Consider the following 16,705-nt stretch of genomic DNA (forward strand, 5'->3'; position numbering starts at 1 on the left):
ATGGATCGCAGAAAATTCTTCGGCGGCGCCGCAATCGGCGCGATCGCCGCCGCCTCGGTCAGCAAGGTAGCGATGGCCGCCTTGCCCGAGCCGGTGACCACCGACAGCGCCGACACCGCGCCGCCGCTGGAGCCTCCGAGCGGCCGCCCGTACCGCCCGGTGCTGACCCTCAACGGCTGGACCCTGCCCTGGCGCATGAACAACGGCGTCAAGGAATTCCATGTCGTCGCCGAGCCCGTGGTGCGCGAGCTCGCGCCCGGCATGAAGGCCAACCTGTGGGGCTACAACGGACAGAGCCCGGGTCCGACCATTGAAGTGGTGGAAGGCGACCGGGTCCGCATCTTCGTGACCAACAAGCTGCCGGAGCACACCAGCATCCATTGGCACGGGCAGCGGCTGCCCAATGGCATGGATGGCGTCGGCGGCATCACGCAGCCGCACATCCCGCCCGGCAAGACCTTCGTCTACGAGTTCGTCGCCAGCCGGCCCGGCAACTTCATGTACCACCCGCACGCGGACGAGATGGTGCAGATGGCCATGGGAATGATGGGGTTCTGGGTGACGCACCCGAAGGGCCGCCATCCGCTGATCGACCAGGTCGACCGCGACTTCTGCTTCCTGATGGCGTCCTACGACATCGAGCCGGGCAGCGCCACGCCGCGCGTGAACACGATGCTGGATTTCAACCTGTTCACGTTCAACAGCCGCGTCTTTCCCGGCATCGCGTCGATGAACGTCCGCCAGGGCGACAAGGTGCGCATCCGCATGGGCAACCTGACGATGACCAGCCACCCGATCCACCTGCACGGGCACGAGTTCATGGTGACCGGCACCGACGGCGGCCCGACCCCCAGGCCGGCGCGCTGGCACGAGGTGACGACCGACGTCGCGGTGGGCCAGATGCGCCAGGTGGAGTTCGTGGCCGACGCGCCGGGGGACTGGGCCTTCCACTGCCACAAGAGCCACCACACGATGAACGCGATGGGCCACGACGTGCCGACGATGATCGGCGTCGAGCACCGGGGCCTGGTCGGCAAGATCCAGAAGCTGGTGCCCGACTACATGGTGATGGGGGAGCGCGGCATGGCCGACATGGGCGGTGAGATGGAGATGCCGCTGCCGGACAACACCCTGCCCATGATGAGCGGGCGGGGACAGTTCGGCCCCGCCGAGATGGGCGGCATGTTCACCCTGGTCAAGGTGCGGCGCGAGCAGCGCCCGGGCGACTTCAGCGACCCCGGCGACTACAAGCATCCACCTGGCACCGTCGCCTACGAGTTCACCGGCGCCCTACCGGAGCCCGCGCGCGCGCGGCCGGCCGCCGGAAAGGAGCCGGCGCAGTTCAACGTCCGCAAACCGTCCGGCCAGGCCGGCCATCACTGACAAAGGATGATTCGATGAAGTACCGACTCTTCACCCTTGCGGCGGCCGCGTTCGCCGCGGGGGGCGCTTTCGCGCACGGCGACGACGGCAAGGGCAAGGCCTCGCACGCGCCAGTCGTCAAGGAGCAGAAGCCCTGGGGCATTGCCGGCGACACCAGGGGCGCCCGCACCATCGAAGTCGGCATGACCGACAACATGCGTTTCACCCCCGCCCGGATCGAGGTACGCCAGGGAGAGACCATCCGCTTCGTCGTGCGCAACAAGGGAAAGACGCTGCACGAGATGGTGTTGGGGACCAAGGCCTCGCTCGACGAGCACGCCGGCATGATGGTGAAGTTCCCGGGCATGGAGCACGAGGAACCGTACATGACCCATGTCAAGGCCGCGCGTACCGGGGAGATTGTCTGGAACTTCAATCGTGCCGGAGAATTCAGATTCGCATGCCTGATTCCCGGTCACTACGAGGCGGGCATGGTCGGCACCATCGTCGTGGCGCCGGTTGACCAGCCCGCACAGAGGAAATCCCGTCCATGAGCTCAGTCCCTGCAAGGAACACCCGGCGCCAGCTGCTGCTGGCCCTCGGTGCACTCCCCCTCGCCGGCCTCGCCCAGGCCGCCCCGCCGTCCGCGGCCCTGCCGCCGGTGGAAGTCTGGAAGGAGCCGACCTGCGGCTGCTGCAAGGACTGGATCGCGCACATGGAGGCCAACGGCTTCAAGGTGTTCGTCAACACCGGCGGCACGCAGGCCGCCAAGCAGCGCCTGGGCATCCCGCAGAACATGGCCTCCTGCCACACCGCGAAGGTCGGCGGTTACTCCCTGGAGGGCCATGTGCCGGCCAAGGACATCAAGCGCCTGCTGCGCGAGAAGCCCGACGCGATCGGCTTGGCCGCCCCTGGCATGCCGATCGGCTCGCCGGGCATGGACACGCCGGCGTACAACGGCAAGACGAACCCCTACAACGTCATGCTGATCGCGAAGAACGGCAAGCACACCATCTATCAGAAATACGAAGGAGACAACCTGTGAACCACTTCCAACACATCTTGATCGCCGCGGCCACGGCCGCCATCGGGGCCGCGTCGCTGCCGCTCCATGCCCAGAGCCACTCGCACGGGCACGACGCGCAGCCGAAGGCCGTCAAGGTAGCCGACACCGTTGGCGAAATGAGCGAGGGCGAGGTGCGCAAGGTCGACAAGGCGGGAAAGAAGATCACGCTGCGCCACGGCCCGCTGAAGAACCTGGACATGCCGCCGATGACCATGGCGTTTCAGGTCAGCGAGCCGGAGCTGCTGGACAAGGTCAAGGTTGGCGACAAAGTGCGATTCGCCGCCTCGAACCCGGGCGGAAAGCTGACGGTGACGCAGATCGAGCTGGCGAATTGAGCCGCGGGCCCAGCAGTCTGTCGATGCTTCCATCGCGGTGAGCGCAGCGCCACGCCGGTCCGTGCGAGCACAGCCGCCGGTTGATCCGCCCACAAACGAGCGAGAAGAACATGAAGATCCTGGTAATCGAAGATGAAGTGAAGGCGGCCGCGTATATCCGCCAGGGTTTGGCCGAGAGCGGCTATACCGTCGACGTGGCACACACCGGCACCGACGGACTGCACGCAGCGGCCACGGGCGACCACGATCTGATAATCCTGGACGTGATGCTGCCCGGCATCGATGGCTTTGCCGTACTGTCGGCCCTGCGCACCTCGAAACAGGTGCCGGTCCTGATGCTCACCGCGCGCGGCAAAACCGACGACAAGGTGCGCGGCTTCGACCTCGGCGCGGACGATTACCTGGTCAAGCCGTTCCAGTTCCCCGAGCTCCTGGCGCGCGTGCGGGTCCTGCTCAAACGCGGCCAGACGGCACAGCCCGACCCGGTGGTCCGCGTCGCCGATCTCGAAATCGACGCGGTGCGCCATCGTGCCACGCGCGCCGGCCAGCGCGTTGACCTCACGGCCAAGGAATTCGCCTTGCTGACGCTGCTGACGCAGCGCGCCGGTGAGGTCCTGTCGCGCACGCAGATCGCCTCGCTGGTGTGGGACATCCACTTCGACTCCGACAGCAACGTGGTCGAGGTCGCGATGCGCCGGCTGCGTGCCAAGATCGATGATCCGTTTCCCGAGAAGCTGATCCACACCGTGCGCGGCGTCGGCTACGTCCTGGAGCGCCGCAGCGAAAGCTGACACGCGGCGGTACCCGACCGGGCAACGGGGACGACTTTCCGGATCGATCCGTGGCTCCCTTCGGGGTATTCTGCTTCGTCCGCTCCCGGCCGGAAGGCCGACACACGCTCCTGCGGATTGCATCGCGCCCCCGTGGATACAAGGGTACTCGCCTGTTACCCATGGCCGGGCACACATGCGGCGCGCGCATTGCTACAAATGCATCGACGGGCGGCGCGCCCTTCCTTGTTCGCAAGTACGGAATCCGTGCCGTTCTGCCTGCATCGTTCCTTTGCAGGCCGTCGCGCCACCTTCCCAACGTTTCATTTTGGAGTCTTCATGCCTCACCAGAACTATCAATCGTGCATCGATGCCTGCAACGCCTGTGCCGTCGCCTGCAACCACTGCGCCATCTCCTGCCTGATGGAGCCGGACGTCAAGATGATGGCCCGCTGCATCGCCCTCGACATCGACTGCGCTGAGATCTGCCAGTTCGCCGCCGCGGCGATGTCGCGCGCCAGCGAGAGCTCGCGCCTGGTCTGCCAGGCGTGCGCCGAGATCTGCCGCCTGTGCGGCGAGGAATGCGCAAAGCACAGGATGGAGCACTGCCAGCAGTGCGCCCAGGCCTGCATGCGCTGCGCCGACGAGTGCAGCAAGATGGCGGCTATGGCCTGACGGCCGGGGAGGAACACCACGATGACACGACGCGAACACGAAGGGCGCGGCTCGAAGCAGAACGCCATCGACAACGTCACCGGGCACTTCCTCGCGCGCGGCGGACTGAGCTTCGACTTCGACGCCGGTCGCGCGCCTTATGACTATCAGGTGGCGATCGGCTCCACCAGGGCCGACACGCTGGTCGGCGACGAGCACCGCGACTGGTTCTGGGGCCGGGCCGGCAACGACCGGCTGTGGACCGGCGCGGGCGACGACGCGTTGTTCGGCGACTCGGGCGCCGACGTGCTGGTGGCCGGCGACGGCGCCGACCGGATGTACGGCGGCAAGGGCGCCGACCAGCTGTACGGCGGCGCCATGGGCGACGCGCTGATGGGTGGCGACGGCGCCGACTTCCTCGACGAAGGCGCCGGCCACGGCGACCTCAACGGCGGTGCCGGCAACGACACCTTGGTCGGCGGGCTGGGCGCCGACGCCTTCGCGGTGCGTCCGGGCAGCGGCGACGACGTGATCAAGGACTTCACCGCCGGGCCCGGCATGTTCGACCACCTGGCGCTGCAAGGGCTGCGCTGGGAGGACCTGAGCTTCGAGGACTCGGCGGCCGGCGTGGTCGTACGCTGGGACGGCGGCTCGGTGCTGCTGGAAGGCGTGCGGCAGGCCGACTTGGCGCAGGACGACTTCATGTTCGCCGAGTCGCCCGACCTGCCGCCCGGCACGCGCGAGCCCGTGGGCCCGACGGCGGAACGCGCCACCACGAGCACCGAAGGTCCGCAGTTCGAGGACCGCGGGCTGCCGCGCGAAATGCTGGACCGCTTCGTCGACGCCAAGCTGCGGCACAGCACCGACTTCCGCTTTTCCTTCGAGGGCGACGAGCGCTACCAGATCGTCGTGGGCGGCATGGAAGGCGACGTGCTCGCCGGCGGCGAGACCTGGGACCAGCTGTTCGGCCGCGACGGCAACGACCGCCTGCTCGGCGCCGGCGGCGACGACATCCTGCAAGGCGACGCCGGTGACGACCAGCTGGACGGCGGCGACGGCTCAGACCAGCTGGACGGCGGCATGGGCGCCGACCGCCTGCAAGGGGGCGCCATGGCGGACGGCTTGATGGGCGGGGACGGCGACGATGTGCTAGACGCGGGCGCGAACCACGACATGCTCGAGGGCGGCCGAGGCGCCGACACGCTCACCGGCGGCAGCGGCGCCGACGCTTTCATCGTCGACCCCGAGAGCGGCAACGACATGGTGCTCGATTTCGAGGCGACCGGCGAGGCTCAGGGAGCGTTCGACCACATCGCGCTGGTCGACATCCTGCCGGGCCAGGTGACCGTGGTGGACACCGCGCGCGGGGCGCTGGTGAGCTGGGACACCGACGGCGACGCGACGGCCAACGGATCCATCCTGCTGCAAGGCGTCGCCAAGGCCGACCTGCGCCAGAGCGACTTCATGTTCAACACGGAGCCGGGCTTCGTCGAAGGCATCAGCACCGTAGGCTCTTGGTACATCTTCCCGGAGACGCCGTAGATGAGCGTCAGCGCGCCTTGCACTGTCGCTTGATGCCGTCCCTCTCGCCTGCCCCCGCTTCAGTTGTCGATGCAGGGATGCTGCGCGGCGGCGCGTGACCGAATGGCCGCCGTTGCTTACCGCTCAGGAAGGCCGAGCGAGCCACGGGCTTCCTGGTCACCGCCAGCAAGCACTCGCCGCAGGCAGTCCTGCAACAGCGGGAACGGGGCCAGCACGACGCGCGGACGCACAAACTGATGTGGGCGGATGCCCTGCGCCACGCCAGCGCGGGCACCCGCCCACCAGCGATGACGCACATTCAGATCCTCCCGGTCGACGTCGTCAGCCGCTGGATGAGGGCCGCCACATCGCTCGGATTCAAGCCGGACATGTTGGCGCCAGAGTTCATGTAGCTGGTCAGTGCGGCGGCCAGTCCGCTGCTGCCGGCTGTGGCCGGCATCATCGACGAACCACCCATCATGCCTCCCATGCCCATCTGAATCTGCGCGCCGGCGGCCGAGCCATCCATCACGCCGTCGGACGCATCCTTCATCATGGCCGTGACCAAGGCGGACGACGCCGACATGCCGGCGGTCCTCGCATACTGCGACATGGCCGCCAGTGTCATGCCGTAATTGCGCGAGTCCTGAGTCGCCGTCGCCCCAGAGCCGACCACGAGCGGATTCATCGGCTGTACCCGCAGGATGTCGTTGATGCCGAAATAAGCGCCCATCGCCGCGTTCGCCGCCGTGATGTTCGCTTCGGTCATGCCGCCGCCCATCCGCTGCGCCATCGCCTGTGCCATCGCCGTGACAGGCGTGACCTGCACGGTAGTGGTCGATCCCGCGCCGACGGAGGGAATCGTCGCCGTCATGATCTCAGCGCCCATTGACATGACCTGTCCGGTGGCTTCATCTTTGTAGCTGCCGCCGCTGGCGCGCAGCATCAGGGCGCCGGCATAGCTGCCGATATCCATCATGAAGCGACCGCTGGTGTCGGTCGCCGCGGTGCCGAGCTGCGCACCAACCTGCCCGCCCGAAACAGCAAAAGCAGTGACCGCGGCGTTGGCGACGGGCCCTTTGACGACCTCCCCGCTGATCACGCCGGTGCCACCGGTACCGACGATGTCGCCACCGCCGCCGCCGCATGCGGCGAGGGCCAGCACGGCAGTGAACGCTGCGACGAGAGAGGTCAATCGAATCATGGAAAGGGAATTGCTCATGTCAAGCTCCTGGATGAGGCTGTCTGCGAACACGTTCATCCGCTGCGCCTTGCGGCGCGCGGTAGAAGTACATGCCGACGCGAACCCGCTGGTGCGCGTCCCGCCGCTGCGCGTCCTGGGCGCTCGCCGCTGCGGCTTGCCGCACGAGATCGCGCACGGCCTTTTCCCAGATCTCGCGCGCCAGCGCACCGATCGCGGCTGCCGACTTCGGCGTGAGTTCGTCGGCGAACATGCTCTGTTCGAGCATCGGCGCTTCCGCCGCGACGATGTTGTGGACCGCGGCTGCCAGATGGTCGCCGACGTTGTCGGACAGCAGCTGCAGCATGTCGGCCGCGCTCTTGGAGGGCACGAACGCGTCCACGCAGAGCTCAACCCGGTCGCCACTCCCAGGCGACCGCGGTTCGACTCGCCTCACCACGCCAAGGCGCATCAGTTCCTGCAGCAGCGTATGCGAGTGCACGTCATTGGAAACGGCCGCCGCGAGCGATTCAAATGAGCCAACACTTCCCTGCCGATCCAGGACCCGGGGCCTGCCGCGCCTGTCGCGGTAGGCCGGATCGTTCATCCAGCGGGTGAATACGGCCATCGCGACGCTGAGCGTGCGCGTCTGCGAGGGCGCCTCGCTGTCAGTGCGCCAGGCGCGAACGTCCTTGCGATGGACACCGGTCAGTGTGCTGATGCTCGAATCGGTGATACGAGCGCCGCTCGATTGCAGGACATCCAGCCCCGCGTCAAGAAACGTCGTCTTCAGGGCCGTCGCAAAGTGCCCGTACGTCACGCCTTCGCGCAGCAGCAACGTGACCAGCGGCGCGATCACGCGCAGCGCCGCCGACAACGTCAGGTCCGCGCGCGACGTGACCACAGGTGGATTTTGCATATCTGGGAATATATCCCAGATTCCATGCACTCAGACGCAATTGCGTTTGCGCCAGATCAACAAGCGCGCGAGCGCACCGAAAGTGATCGTTCGGACGCCCATGTTGACCGCGGCCGCAGAGGCCGTTGACCTCGTCGTGATCTCGCCCCAGAGAACCCGGCCGATTGCCTTGTCCAGCCATTCGAGGAGCGCGGTGAAGATCTCGCCATCCCGTCCGACCTCAGCCCCGCCCTGATCGGAGGAAGGTGCTGCGCCTGTGAACCGGGATGCAAGAGTTGCGTCGCTTCGGGACGTGCAAGGCCGGCACGCGGGTTCTTCAAGGAGCGCATCATGTCCATCCCATCAACGCCAACGTCCTGGCCCTCGTTACCGTCGCCGCTCCCGCGTTTGCCCAGTCCGTGTTCGTCGGCGGCGCGCAGGGCTGGGTCGACCACCCAGTGCAAAGCCGCGTCATCAGCGAATACCTCGCGTTCCGCAAGAACCAGGTGGCGCTTGACGGTGGGCAGTATGTCGGCGGCGAAGCGGGCTACGGGTTCCCGCAACACACCTATGCCTACCAGAACGGCGAATGGGTGTGCACCGACACGATCGCCCACAATCCGGCCCCCGCCTCCATCAAGACGACTGCTGAGCGCGTCGCCTTCAAGGTCCGATATCCCGCCTGAGTCGGCCACTGGCCGCCGGCTCATCGGTTGCCGTGCGAAGTGCTCGCGGCGCCGACGGAATCGAGCCGTCCTCCTTGGCGGGCGGACGGCTCGCCATCGCATACACCTGCCATGTCCACGCTCGCATTGCGCGCGCGGTCCCCTCCTGCGCAGGCAGCGCCGCGATGCGGCGACCGAGGCGCCGCTGTGGTGACCTCAGACGGCATTCAATCGAAGGTTGCCCGGCGCCATCGGAGGAAGGACGTACCCTCTATAATCGCGCCCTTATGTCCCGCTGGTTCGCCATCCTCCTGCTCGTTCTGTTGCCCCTGCAAACGGTCTGGGCTGCAGCCGCGCCATATTGCGCGCATGAGGAAAGCCCTGCCAGCCTGCACATCGGGCACCACGATCACGAACACCAGGGCCCCGAACAGGACCCGGACCGCTTCGACGGGCTTGCAGCCAGCCACACGGATTGTCATGTTTGCCATGGAGCAGCCTGTGCGTTTTCTGCGCCGCTGAGCGCGTCGGGCCAAGGTGCGTACTTCGGCCCCCAGCCGGCGTGGAGCATCGCATTACCGACGGCTCCGATCTTTCTGCCTGAACGGCCCAATTGGGCACGCCTCGCCTGACGGCGGGGCGGGTTTGGCACCCCTTCACTGACGCTGGGCGCAGCTGCGCCTTCTGCGTGCCTTGCCGATTCCCGAATGAAAACCTTTGGAGAATCGGATGCTTGCATTCAGGAGCACGACCGCGCCATGGCTGATGACCGCCATCGCGGTGTGTATTTCGCCTGCGGCCGTTGCGCAATCCCTAAATAGCGGGACTGCAACCACGCTGCGCGACGTTTATGAAGCGGCCTGGGTGCGTCAACCTGACGCACGGGCGGCGACCGCCAGACGACAGGCCGCGGAAGCCGGAAGGGAGGCCGCACAGCGGCTGACTGCCGAACCGGGTGCGCTGGAGGTGCAGACCAAGGCCGGCAGGTCTGCTGCCGGAGGGCGGGAGTACGAGGCCGCGCTCGCCTTCCCACTCTGGCGCCCGGATGAGAGGTCGCGTGCTTTCAGCCTGGCTGACGCGCGGCTCGAGGCCGTGGACCTTCGCACGCGTGCTGCCCGGTTGGACCTTGCCGGTGCCGTCCGCAACGCGTGGTGGGCCCTCCAGCGTGCCGAGGTCGAAGTGATGGCCGCCCGCGACAGGCTCAAGAGCGCGCAGCAGCTTGCGGCGGATGTCGCCCGACGCGTGCGCGCTGGGGATTTGGCCCGGGCAGACCAGCACCAGGCTGAGTCGGCGGTCGCGCAGGCCGAAGCGGCAGTTGCGGAGGCGGAATCTGCCCGCGCATCGGCCGCAGGCGCGGTTCGCGCCATCGCCTTGGTCGCTCCGGCATCTGGTGCTTTCTCAATCTCCGAGCCAATGCCTCCGACGACTGAGGCCGTCGGAGAGCACCCGGCGGTCGCGGAGGCCCTGAATCGGGCCTTGGTTGCCCGCCGGACGATGGAGCTAACGGCGACGCAGCGTCGGGCAAACCCCGAACTGACACTGGGTGCATCCCGCGAAACCGGTGGGGCGGGTGAGTCGTCGGTCCGATCGCTCATCGTGGGCATCCGCATCCCTTTCGGTGGCGGCCCTCGCCACGCGGCCCGCTTCGCGGGGGCGCAGGCCGAAGCCCTGGAAGCGGAAGCAGTCGCCGAGGTAGCCCGCGCCCGCGTTGCCATCGAAGCGGTCAGCGCCCGCGCGCGCTTGCAGGCCTTGGAGGTGCAGCTCCAGGCCGCGGAGCGCCGGGCCCGGCTCGCGGCAGAGACCCGTGGCTTCTACGACAAGTCCTTCCGCGTAGGTGAAAGCGACTTGCCTACCCGCCTGCGGGTGGAACTCGAGGCCGCCGAAGCCCAGCGCGCGCTCGCCAAGACCCGGATTGAAGTTGCGGCTGCAGTCTCGCAGCTGCGCCAGGCCCTCGGCCTGCTCCCCCAATGAATCAGAACGACCGATGAAATCAATTCTCCTCACGCTGGCGCTGGTTTCGGTGCTGCTGTCGCCGGCCATGGCAGGCGAAGGCCATGACCACGGCGATGAAGCCCCTGCGGGAGCCGCAGGGCCTGCGCTCCCGCGCTTCGCCGCCGTCTCGGAAGCCTTCGAACTGGTCGGCATCGTCAATGGCAAGCACCTGGCCATCTACCTGGGCCGCTTCGAAGACAACAGCCCGGTGCCCGACGCCAAGCTTGAACTTGAAGTCGGCGGAAAGAAGGTACCTGTCGCTGTGCATGCGCCTGGCGAGTACGAGGCCACCCTTCCGGAGGAACTCAAGCCCGGTGTGACGCCGGTGACGGTGATGCTGGAGGTCAAGGGCGACACCGACCTGCTTGCAGGAGAAATCGACATCCACGAACAGGAAGAGCACGCGGAGGCTTCTGTGGACAGATGGCTGCCTTATGCGGGTGGAACGGCCGCCGTACTGGCCGCCCTGGCAGCCGTGGTCGCCGTGCTGCGGAAAAGAGGGCGTTGCGCCCATGGAGGTGCAGCATGAAGGCACGAGCATTCCTAGCGGCAGCGCTGCTTGCCTTGGCGGCGCCCGTGTGGCCAGGCGAAGGTCACGACCACGGAGACGCGCCGGCCCAGACGAACGGGAACGGGCCGCAGCGCCTGCCGGACGGCCGTGTGTTCCTGCCCAAGCCGGCGCAGCACCAGCTGTCGGTGCGGACGACCGTCGCGAGAGCAGGGGAACTCGGGCGAACCGTCGAACTTGCGGGCCGCATCGCCATGGACCCGAATGCCGGCGGCAAGGTGCAGTCCACCATCGCCGGCCGTATCGAAGCAGCCGGCAGCGGTCTGCCAGCCCCAGGCCAGAGTGTCCGCAAGGGCCAGGTGCTCGCTTACGTGGTCGCTTCCGCTGCCCCGATGGAGCGAGCCAGCCAAGCGGCGCAACTCGCCGAGTTGCAGGCCGCGCGAGCCTTGGCAGCCAAGCGGCTGGCGCGCTTGCGCGAGCTCAGTGACACGGTTCCGCGCAAGGAAATCGAGGCAGCCGAGTCCGAAGTTGCGAGCCTGGCCGCCCGTGCCACCGCCGTGTCCGGCGGCCTGCGTGCGCGCGAAGCACTGACCGCACCGCTGACCGGCGTCATCGCCTCCTCGAACGTGGTCCTCGGACAGGTGGTGGATGCCCGTGAATTGGCCTTCGAAATCGTGGACCCCACGAAGCTGGCGGTGGAGGCGACCACCTTCGACCCGGAGCTGGCGGCCAACATCGGGAATGCGTCCCTGGCCGTGGGCGGAGAGACGGTGCAACTTCGGTTCACCGGAGCCGCACGCAGCCTTCGTGACCAGGCATTGCCCCTGAACTTTCGGGCACAGGGGGCGGCCCTGTCCCGCTTGGCGGTGGGTCAGCCGGTCAAGGTGTTCGTTCACACCCGCTCGTTCGTCCGCGGCGTCCCGCTGCCGTCTTCCGCGGTGATGAGAAGCGCCTCCAACCAGAGCATCGTCTGGGTCAAGACGGCGCCCGAGAAGTTCGAGGCGCGCGTGGTCACGGTGGAGCCGCTCGATGGCGTGAATGTCGCGGTCACCCAGGGTCTTTCGGTGGGCGACCGCGTCGCCACCCAAGGCGCAACCCTCATCAACCAAGTGCGCTGAAGGGACCGACAGAATGTTCAAGTGGCTTTTGGCCAGCAGCCTGTCCAACCGGCTGCTGGTACTCATCGCGAGCGCCGTCGTCATGGTCTACGGCGCCTGGACACTCGCCCAGACGCCGGTGGACGTGTTCCCGGACCTGAACAAACCCACCGTCACCATCATGACGGAGGCGGGAGGAATGGCCGCCGAGGAAGTGGAGCAGCTCATCACGTTTCCGCTGGAGACGACGATGAACGGACTCCCGGGCGTCGAGACCGTGCGCTCCGTGTCGTCGTCGGGCCTCTCGTTCCTGTACGTGACGTTCGACTGGAATACGGAAATTTTCCGGGCCCGCCAGATGGTGTCGGAGCGACTCTCCTCCATGGAGGAATCCATTCCGGAGGGGACCGTGCCGCGCATGGGCCCCATCAGCTCCATCATGGGCGAAATCATGCAAATCGCCATTCCGGTCGACACCGGCAAGATTTCGCTGATGGACGTGCGGGAGTACGCGGACTGGACGCTCAGGCCGCGGCTCATGGCCATACCGGGGGTGGCCCAAGTCATCCCCATCGGCGGCGAGGTGCGCCAGTTCCAGGTACAGCCCAACACCACCAGGATGTCGGAGCTGGGAATCACCCACGAGCAGCTGGAAGAAGCCCTCAAGGGTTTCTCGGCCAACACGTCCGGAGGGTTCCTGGAGCTCAGTGGCCGCGAGTTCCTCATCCGGCACATTGGCAGGACTTCACGACTGGAAGACTTGCGGAACCTGGCGCTGACCGCCAGGAATGGGCAGCCGATTGTTCTGCGGCAAATCGCCGAAGTCACCTTCGCGCCCGCGCTCAAGCGCGGCGACGCAGGACTCGAGGGCAAGCCGGCCGTCATCCTGGGTATCCAGAAACAGCCGACGGCGGACACCATCGGACTGACGCGAGCCGTGGAGGACGCACTCGAGGGGATGAGAACTTCGCTTCCGCCAGGCATGGAAGCGCCGCGGGTGACCTTCCGGCAGGCGAGTTTCATCGAAGCTTCTATCAGCAACCTGCAGATGAAGCTGATTGGCGCCTCCGTGTTCGTGGCGGCCACCCTGTTCTTCTTCCTGGGAACGCTGCGGCCGACTGTCGTAGCGCTTACGGCCATCCCCGTGTCCATCCTGATGACGGCCCTGGTCTTCAAGTACTTCGGCCTGTCCATCAACACGATGACGCTGGGCGGCCTGGCCATCGCCATCGGCGGCCTGGTGGACGACGCCGTGGTCGGGGTGGAGAACGTGCTGCGCAGGCTGAAGGAGGACCGGGCAAAGCACCCGGACCATCGTTTGAGTCCGGTGGAACTGGTCGCCAAGGCCACGATGGAGGTGCGCTCGGCCATCCTGTACGCCACGGTCATCATCGTGCTCGTTTTCGTGCCGCTCTTCGCGCTGCCGGGCATGGAAGGGCGGCTTTTCGTGCCACTGGGCATCGCGTTCATCGTTTCCACGCTGGCCAGCCTGGTGGTCTCCGTCACCGTGACACCGGTGCTCTCGTACTACCTGTTGCCCAGGATGAAATCGCTGGAGCACGGAGACACGAAGCTGCTGGCGTGGATGAAGACCCGCTACCGCTCGGCGCTTCAGAAGGTGCTGGACCGGCCCAAGGTCGCACTCGGTGCCGGCGCAGTCGCCGTGGTGGTCGCGCTAGTTGCTGTCCCGTTCTTCCCGACCACATTCCTGCCTCCATTCAACGAGGGCACTCTTCTCATCGGCATGCGCCTGAATCCGGGCGTGACGCTCAGTGAATCAGCGGCGCTCGCCAGGCAAGCGGAAGTGCTCGTGAAGCAGGTGCCGGAGGTCACGCACGTGGGTCGGCGCAGCGGCCGAGCGGAGCTGGACGAACATGCCGAGGGTGTTCACGTCAGCGAACTGGACGTAGGCCTCAAGCCGACGCACGAGTTGGAGCGCACAATGGGCGAAATCGCGGCCGACATCCGGTCACGGCTGGTCAACCTGCCTGCCGCCATCGCCATCGGGCAGCCCATCTCCCACCGGATTGACCACATGCTTTCGGGCGTGCGGTCACAGATCGCCATCAAGATTTTCGGCGAAGACCTCGACGTACTGCGGGCGCAAGCGGACCTCCTGCGCCGGAAGCTGGCGAGCATCCCGGGAGTTGCCGACCTCGAAATCGAGAAGCAGGTCCTGGCACCGCAAATCAAGGTCACGCTGGACTATGCCGCGGCCGCCCAGTATGGGGTTCCGGCACCGCAGGTCCTGCGTACGCTCGGCAGCCTGGTGGAAGGCGAGCGCGTCACGCAAATCGTGGAGGGCGGCCGGCGGTTTGCGCTGGTGGTGAAGTTGCCGGAGACAGCGCGTTCGGCGCACGGCCTCGGACAAGTCCTCATCGAGACCCCCAACGGGCGGATTCCGCTTTCGAAGATTGCGACCATCGAGGAGAGCGACGGGCCGAATCAAATCAGTCGTGACGACGGCAAGCGGCGCATCGTGCTTTCCGCCAACGCCCAAGGCCGGGCGCTGTCCGAAATCGTGACCGACATGCGCGAGGTGATCGCCCAGGTCAAGCTGCCCGAAGGCTACTTCGTGACCTTGGGCGGCCAGTTCGAGGCGCAGGAGCAGGCTTCGCGGCTGGTCGGGCTGCTGTCGCTGGTGTCGCTCACACTGATGTTCGTGGTGCTCTACACGCGCTACCAGTCCACCCGGCTTTCGCTCCTCATCATGGCGAACATTCCGCTCGCCCTGGTGGGTGCGGTAGTGGGCCTGTGGCTGTCCGGGCAGCCGCTCTCCGTTGCTGCACTGGTCGGGTTCATCACGCTGGCCGGCATCTCGGTGCGCAACGGCATCCTGAAGGTCAGCCACTACATCAACCTGATGCGGTTCGAAGGCGAAGAATTCGACCAGAAGATGATTGTTCGAGGGTCGCTGGAGCGGCTGGCGCCCGTGCTGATGACAGCTCTCGTCACGGCCTTCGCCCTGGCTCCCCTTCTTTTCGAGGCGGAGCAGCCCGGCACCGAAGTGCTGCACCCCGTGGCCGTCGTCATCTTCTCGGGCCTCATCAGCTCGACCCTGCTCGACACCTTCCTGACGCCTGCGATGTTCTGGCTGTTTGGGCGCGAGGATGCCCAGCGCCTGATGAGCGACAAGGACGCTGAAGCGCTCTGACCAACCATTTCAAGGAACATCTAACGAAAGCAAAGCTCGTTTCAGTCCGACTGCGCCACTCCCCTTACGCCACGCCGCTCGCCTGCAGGCTGGCTTGGCAAGTTAGCCCCAGGGGTGACTGCGAGAGAGCCGGCGCACTCTTCGGCGCCTGGAGCTGCGCACCTTATACAAGCGCCCGGTCCGCGCGCATCAGCGCCTCGATCAGCGGGCAATTCACCTTGCGCCTAGTCGTCGAGCAGCTGGCGACCAGGCGTTGAAGAGCCTCCTCGAGCGCTCGCAGACTGCTGATTCGCTCGCGCACAGCCGCGAGCTTGCGTTCACCCAGTTCGCGCGCGGACGAACACGCTTGGCCGTCCTCCAGCGATAACAGAACTTGCACGTCGTCGAGGGAAAAGCCCAGCGACTGCGCCCGCTTGATGAAGCGCAACCGGGTCAACGCGCTCTCCGGGTATCTGGCGATGCTGCCCGGCTCGCGCCTGGGAACAGCAAGCAGTGCGCGGCGCTGGTAATAGCGCACCGTTTCGACGTTCACGCCGGCCGCTGCGGCCAGTTGCCCAATCGTCATTGATTCCATGGCATCTTGACTCCGTACCCAGGTACGTCCATAGACTACCCGACATGACTTCAAGACGCTCTGATCCGAAGCCATGGACCCTCGGCGCATCGGTCTTGGCGGGAGCCGCCGCTGCGGTGGGCGCGTCCGCCTGCTGCGCGGGGCCGTTGCTGCTCGTCCTGCTCGGCTTGGGTGGCGCGTGGGGTTCGCAACTGGCGGCCATGGAGGCTTACCAGCCGTGGTTCATCGCGGCCATGGTGGTGTTCTTCGGCTACGCCTTCTATCGCCTGTACCTCGCGCCAGCGGAGTGCGCGCCCGGCCACGCCTGCGCCCTGCCCGCCACCCGTGCACGGCAGAAGGCGCTGTTCTGGGTCGTCTCCGCGCTCGCAGCCGCCTTGGCGGCGCTGCCGATCTACGCACCTGCGTTCTACTGACGCCATGAAACCTGTCATCCTGCTGGCTGGGCTGGTCATCGCCGCCTGCACCGACGCGGCGGCCGACCGCCGCGTTACACTTGAGGTCAACAACATGACCTGTGCCACCTGCCCTGTTGCAGTCCGTGTGGCACTCGAGAAGGTCCCCGGCGTTGCTGCTGCCACGGTCGACTTCAAGTCCAAGCTCGCCGTGGTCGCGTTCGATTCGGCGAAGACCACCCCGGCGGCACTGACGAAAGCCACCGCGGACGCGGGGTTCCCGTCGACCCTGAAGCAGGACCAGTGACATGACGGGCGTCGTTTTGCAATCGATGCTCACCTGCCCGGAATGCGGACATGCCAAGTGGGAAATCATGCCCACGGATGCTTGCCAGTGGTTCCATGAGTGCGGGCACTGCAAGGCGGTCCTGCGGCCGTTGCCGGGCGACTGCTGCGTCTTCTGCTCGTATGGCACCGTGAAGTGCCCGCCGATGCAGCACGGCGCTGGCTCGTGCTGCGCTGGCTGACTCGCTCCTT

At 66.6% G+C, this 16,705-nt stretch carries 19 protein-coding genes; 16 read left to right on the forward strand and 3 right to left on the reverse strand.

The features are described 5' to 3' along the window. From RAMLITH_RS17235 to RAMLITH_RS17265, 7 genes are all read left to right on the forward strand, one after another. Positions 1-1,383 (forward strand): multicopper oxidase family protein, encoded by a 1,383-nt coding sequence (locus RAMLITH_RS17235; RefSeq protein WP_168108666.1) that lies wholly within the window; start codon positions 1-3, stop codon positions 1,381-1,383. 14 nt (positions 1,384-1,397) lie between these two features. Next, a complete protein-coding gene (locus RAMLITH_RS17240; protein ID WP_168108667.1) occupies positions 1,398-1,916 on the forward strand; it encodes a cupredoxin domain-containing protein in 519 nt (172 codons plus the stop codon). Next, the gene (locus RAMLITH_RS17245; RefSeq protein WP_168108668.1) at positions 1,913-2,407 is read left to right on the forward strand and encodes a DUF411 domain-containing protein; all 495 of its coding nucleotides are present in this window, start codon (positions 1,913-1,915) and stop codon (positions 2,405-2,407) included. The genes RAMLITH_RS17240 and RAMLITH_RS17245 overlap by 4 nt, the downstream gene beginning before the upstream one ends. After that, positions 2,404-2,763 carry a copper-binding protein gene (locus tag RAMLITH_RS25845; protein WP_337786172.1) on the forward strand — a complete coding sequence of 120 codons (360 nt, stop codon included), beginning with the start codon at positions 2,404-2,406 and terminating at the stop codon, positions 2,761-2,763. Before RAMLITH_RS17245 ends, RAMLITH_RS25845 begins: the two co-directional genes overlap by 4 nt. 110 nt (positions 2,764-2,873) lie before the next feature. Further along, positions 2,874-3,554: a heavy metal response regulator transcription factor gene (locus tag RAMLITH_RS17255; protein WP_168108669.1), complete on the forward strand. Its 681-nt coding sequence runs from the start codon at positions 2,874-2,876 to the stop codon at positions 3,552-3,554. A 318-nt stretch (positions 3,555-3,872) separates the two neighbouring features. Next, the gene (locus RAMLITH_RS17260; protein WP_168108670.1) at positions 3,873-4,208 is read left to right on the forward strand and encodes a four-helix bundle copper-binding protein; all 336 of its coding nucleotides are present in this window, start codon (positions 3,873-3,875) and stop codon (positions 4,206-4,208) included. Between the two features lie 21 nt (positions 4,209-4,229). After that, complete coding sequence (locus RAMLITH_RS17265; protein ID WP_168108671.1) at positions 4,230-5,729, forward strand: calcium-binding protein; 1,500 nt, start codon at positions 4,230-4,232, stop codon at positions 5,727-5,729. A 298-nt stretch (positions 5,730-6,027) separates the two neighbouring features. On the opposite strand, the gene RAMLITH_RS17270 is transcribed toward RAMLITH_RS17265, so the two are convergent. Then, positions 6,028-6,969, reverse strand: a complete 942-nt coding sequence (locus RAMLITH_RS17270) for a hypothetical protein (RefSeq protein WP_168108672.1) — start codon at positions 6,967-6,969, stop codon at positions 6,028-6,030. Next, positions 6,932-7,792, reverse strand: a complete 861-nt coding sequence (locus RAMLITH_RS17275; RefSeq protein WP_168108673.1) for a DUF6502 family protein — start codon at positions 7,790-7,792, stop codon at positions 6,932-6,934. The genes RAMLITH_RS17270 and RAMLITH_RS17275 overlap by 38 nt, the downstream gene beginning before the upstream one ends. A gap of 281 nt (positions 7,793-8,073) precedes the next feature. On the opposite strand from RAMLITH_RS17275, the gene RAMLITH_RS17280 reads away from it, so the two are divergent. The 6 genes from RAMLITH_RS17280 (at position 8,074) to RAMLITH_RS17305 (ending at position 15,202) form a co-directional block, all read left to right on the forward strand. Beyond that, complete coding sequence (locus RAMLITH_RS17280; protein WP_168108674.1) at positions 8,074-8,472, forward strand: hypothetical protein; 399 nt, start codon at positions 8,074-8,076, stop codon at positions 8,470-8,472. Between the two features lie 266 nt (positions 8,473-8,738). Continuing rightward, a complete protein-coding gene (locus tag RAMLITH_RS17285) occupies positions 8,739-9,083 on the forward strand; it encodes a hypothetical protein (protein ID WP_168108675.1) in 345 nt (114 codons plus the stop codon). A 133-nt stretch (positions 9,084-9,216) separates the two neighbouring features. Then, complete coding sequence (locus RAMLITH_RS17290) at positions 9,217-10,422, forward strand: TolC family protein (protein ID WP_168108676.1); 1,206 nt, start codon at positions 9,217-9,219, stop codon at positions 10,420-10,422. A gap of 13 nt (positions 10,423-10,435) precedes the next feature. Continuing rightward, positions 10,436-10,972: a hypothetical protein gene (locus RAMLITH_RS17295; protein ID WP_168108677.1), complete on the forward strand. Its 537-nt coding sequence runs from the start codon at positions 10,436-10,438 to the stop codon at positions 10,970-10,972. After that, positions 10,969-12,069, forward strand: coding sequence for an efflux RND transporter periplasmic adaptor subunit (locus tag RAMLITH_RS17300; RefSeq protein WP_168108678.1), 1,101 nt, complete (start codon positions 10,969-10,971; stop codon positions 12,067-12,069). Before RAMLITH_RS17295 ends, RAMLITH_RS17300 begins: the two co-directional genes overlap by 4 nt. Before the next feature lie 13 nt (positions 12,070-12,082). After that, positions 12,083-15,202 carry an efflux RND transporter permease subunit gene (locus RAMLITH_RS17305; protein ID WP_168108679.1) on the forward strand — a complete coding sequence of 1,040 codons (3,120 nt, stop codon included), beginning with the start codon at positions 12,083-12,085 and terminating at the stop codon, positions 15,200-15,202. 163 nt (positions 15,203-15,365) lie between these two features. Here RAMLITH_RS17305 and RAMLITH_RS17310 read toward each other — a convergent pair whose 3' ends face one another. Next, on the reverse strand, positions 15,366-15,776 hold the full coding sequence (locus RAMLITH_RS17310) for a MerR family transcriptional regulator (RefSeq protein ID WP_202883284.1): 411 nt from the start codon (positions 15,774-15,776) through the stop codon (positions 15,366-15,368). A gap of 44 nt (positions 15,777-15,820) precedes the next feature. Here RAMLITH_RS17310 and RAMLITH_RS17315 point away from each other — a divergent pair, with 44 nt between their 5' ends. Genes RAMLITH_RS17315 through RAMLITH_RS25850 form a run of 3 tightly spaced genes read left to right on the forward strand, consistent with a single transcriptional unit; the run spans position 15,821 to position 16,695 of the window. Further along, entirely contained in the window at positions 15,821-16,189 is a 369-nt protein-coding gene (locus RAMLITH_RS17315; RefSeq protein WP_168108680.1) for a mercuric transporter MerT family protein, read from the forward strand. A 4-nt stretch (positions 16,190-16,193) separates the two neighbouring features. Further along, on the forward strand, positions 16,194-16,475 hold the full coding sequence (gene merP, locus RAMLITH_RS17320; protein WP_168108681.1) for a mercury resistance system periplasmic binding protein MerP: 282 nt from the start codon (positions 16,194-16,196) through the stop codon (positions 16,473-16,475). Position 16,476: 1 nt separating this feature from the next. Beyond that, entirely contained in the window at positions 16,477-16,695 is a 219-nt protein-coding gene (locus RAMLITH_RS25850; protein ID WP_168108682.1) for a GDCCVxC domain-containing (seleno)protein, read from the forward strand. Positions 16,696-16,705 lie beyond the last annotated feature (10 nt).

The organism is Ramlibacter lithotrophicus (assembly GCF_012184415.1).
GTDB classification, from domain to species: domain Bacteria; phylum Pseudomonadota; class Gammaproteobacteria; order Burkholderiales; family Burkholderiaceae_C; genus Ramlibacter; species Ramlibacter lithotrophicus.

What these genes read in the sequence shown, in the direction of transcription:
- RAMLITH_RS17235 (WP_168108666.1), top strand. Translation starts at nt 1, where the DNA reads ATGGATCGCAGAAAATTCTTCGGCGGCGCCGCAATCGGCGCGATCGCC.
- RAMLITH_RS17240 (WP_168108667.1), top strand. Translation starts at nt 1,398, where the DNA reads ATGAAGTACCGACTCTTCACCCTTGCGGCGGCCGCGTTCGCCGCGGGG.
- RAMLITH_RS17245 (WP_168108668.1), top strand. Translation starts at nt 1,913, where the DNA reads ATGAGCTCAGTCCCTGCAAGGAACACCCGGCGCCAGCTGCTGCTGGCC.
- RAMLITH_RS17255 (WP_168108669.1), top strand. Translation starts at nt 2,874, where the DNA reads ATGAAGATCCTGGTAATCGAAGATGAAGTGAAGGCGGCCGCGTATATC.
- RAMLITH_RS17260 (WP_168108670.1), top strand. Translation starts at nt 3,873, where the DNA reads ATGCCTCACCAGAACTATCAATCGTGCATCGATGCCTGCAACGCCTGT.
- RAMLITH_RS17265 (WP_168108671.1), top strand. Translation starts at nt 4,230, where the DNA reads ATGACACGACGCGAACACGAAGGGCGCGGCTCGAAGCAGAACGCCATC.
- RAMLITH_RS17270 (WP_168108672.1), bottom strand. Translation starts at nt 6,969, where the DNA reads ATGAACGTGTTCGCAGACAGCCTCATCCAGGAGCTTGACATGAGCAAT.
- RAMLITH_RS17280 (WP_168108674.1), top strand. Translation starts at nt 8,074, where the DNA reads ATGCAAGAGTTGCGTCGCTTCGGGACGTGCAAGGCCGGCACGCGGGTT.
- RAMLITH_RS17285 (WP_168108675.1), top strand. Translation starts at nt 8,739, where the DNA reads ATGTCCCGCTGGTTCGCCATCCTCCTGCTCGTTCTGTTGCCCCTGCAA.
- RAMLITH_RS17290 (WP_168108676.1), top strand. Translation starts at nt 9,217, where the DNA reads ATGACCGCCATCGCGGTGTGTATTTCGCCTGCGGCCGTTGCGCAATCC.
- RAMLITH_RS17295 (WP_168108677.1), top strand. Translation starts at nt 10,436, where the DNA reads ATGAAATCAATTCTCCTCACGCTGGCGCTGGTTTCGGTGCTGCTGTCG.
- RAMLITH_RS17300 (WP_168108678.1), top strand. Translation starts at nt 10,969, where the DNA reads ATGAAGGCACGAGCATTCCTAGCGGCAGCGCTGCTTGCCTTGGCGGCG.
- RAMLITH_RS17305 (WP_168108679.1), top strand. Translation starts at nt 12,083, where the DNA reads ATGTTCAAGTGGCTTTTGGCCAGCAGCCTGTCCAACCGGCTGCTGGTA.
- RAMLITH_RS17310 (WP_202883284.1), bottom strand. Translation starts at nt 15,776, where the DNA reads ATGGAATCAATGACGATTGGGCAACTGGCCGCAGCGGCCGGCGTGAAC.
- RAMLITH_RS17315 (WP_168108680.1), top strand. Translation starts at nt 15,821, where the DNA reads ATGACTTCAAGACGCTCTGATCCGAAGCCATGGACCCTCGGCGCATCG.
- merP (WP_168108681.1), top strand. Translation starts at nt 16,194, where the DNA reads ATGAAACCTGTCATCCTGCTGGCTGGGCTGGTCATCGCCGCCTGCACC.
- RAMLITH_RS25850 (WP_168108682.1), top strand. Translation starts at nt 16,477, where the DNA reads ATGACGGGCGTCGTTTTGCAATCGATGCTCACCTGCCCGGAATGCGGA.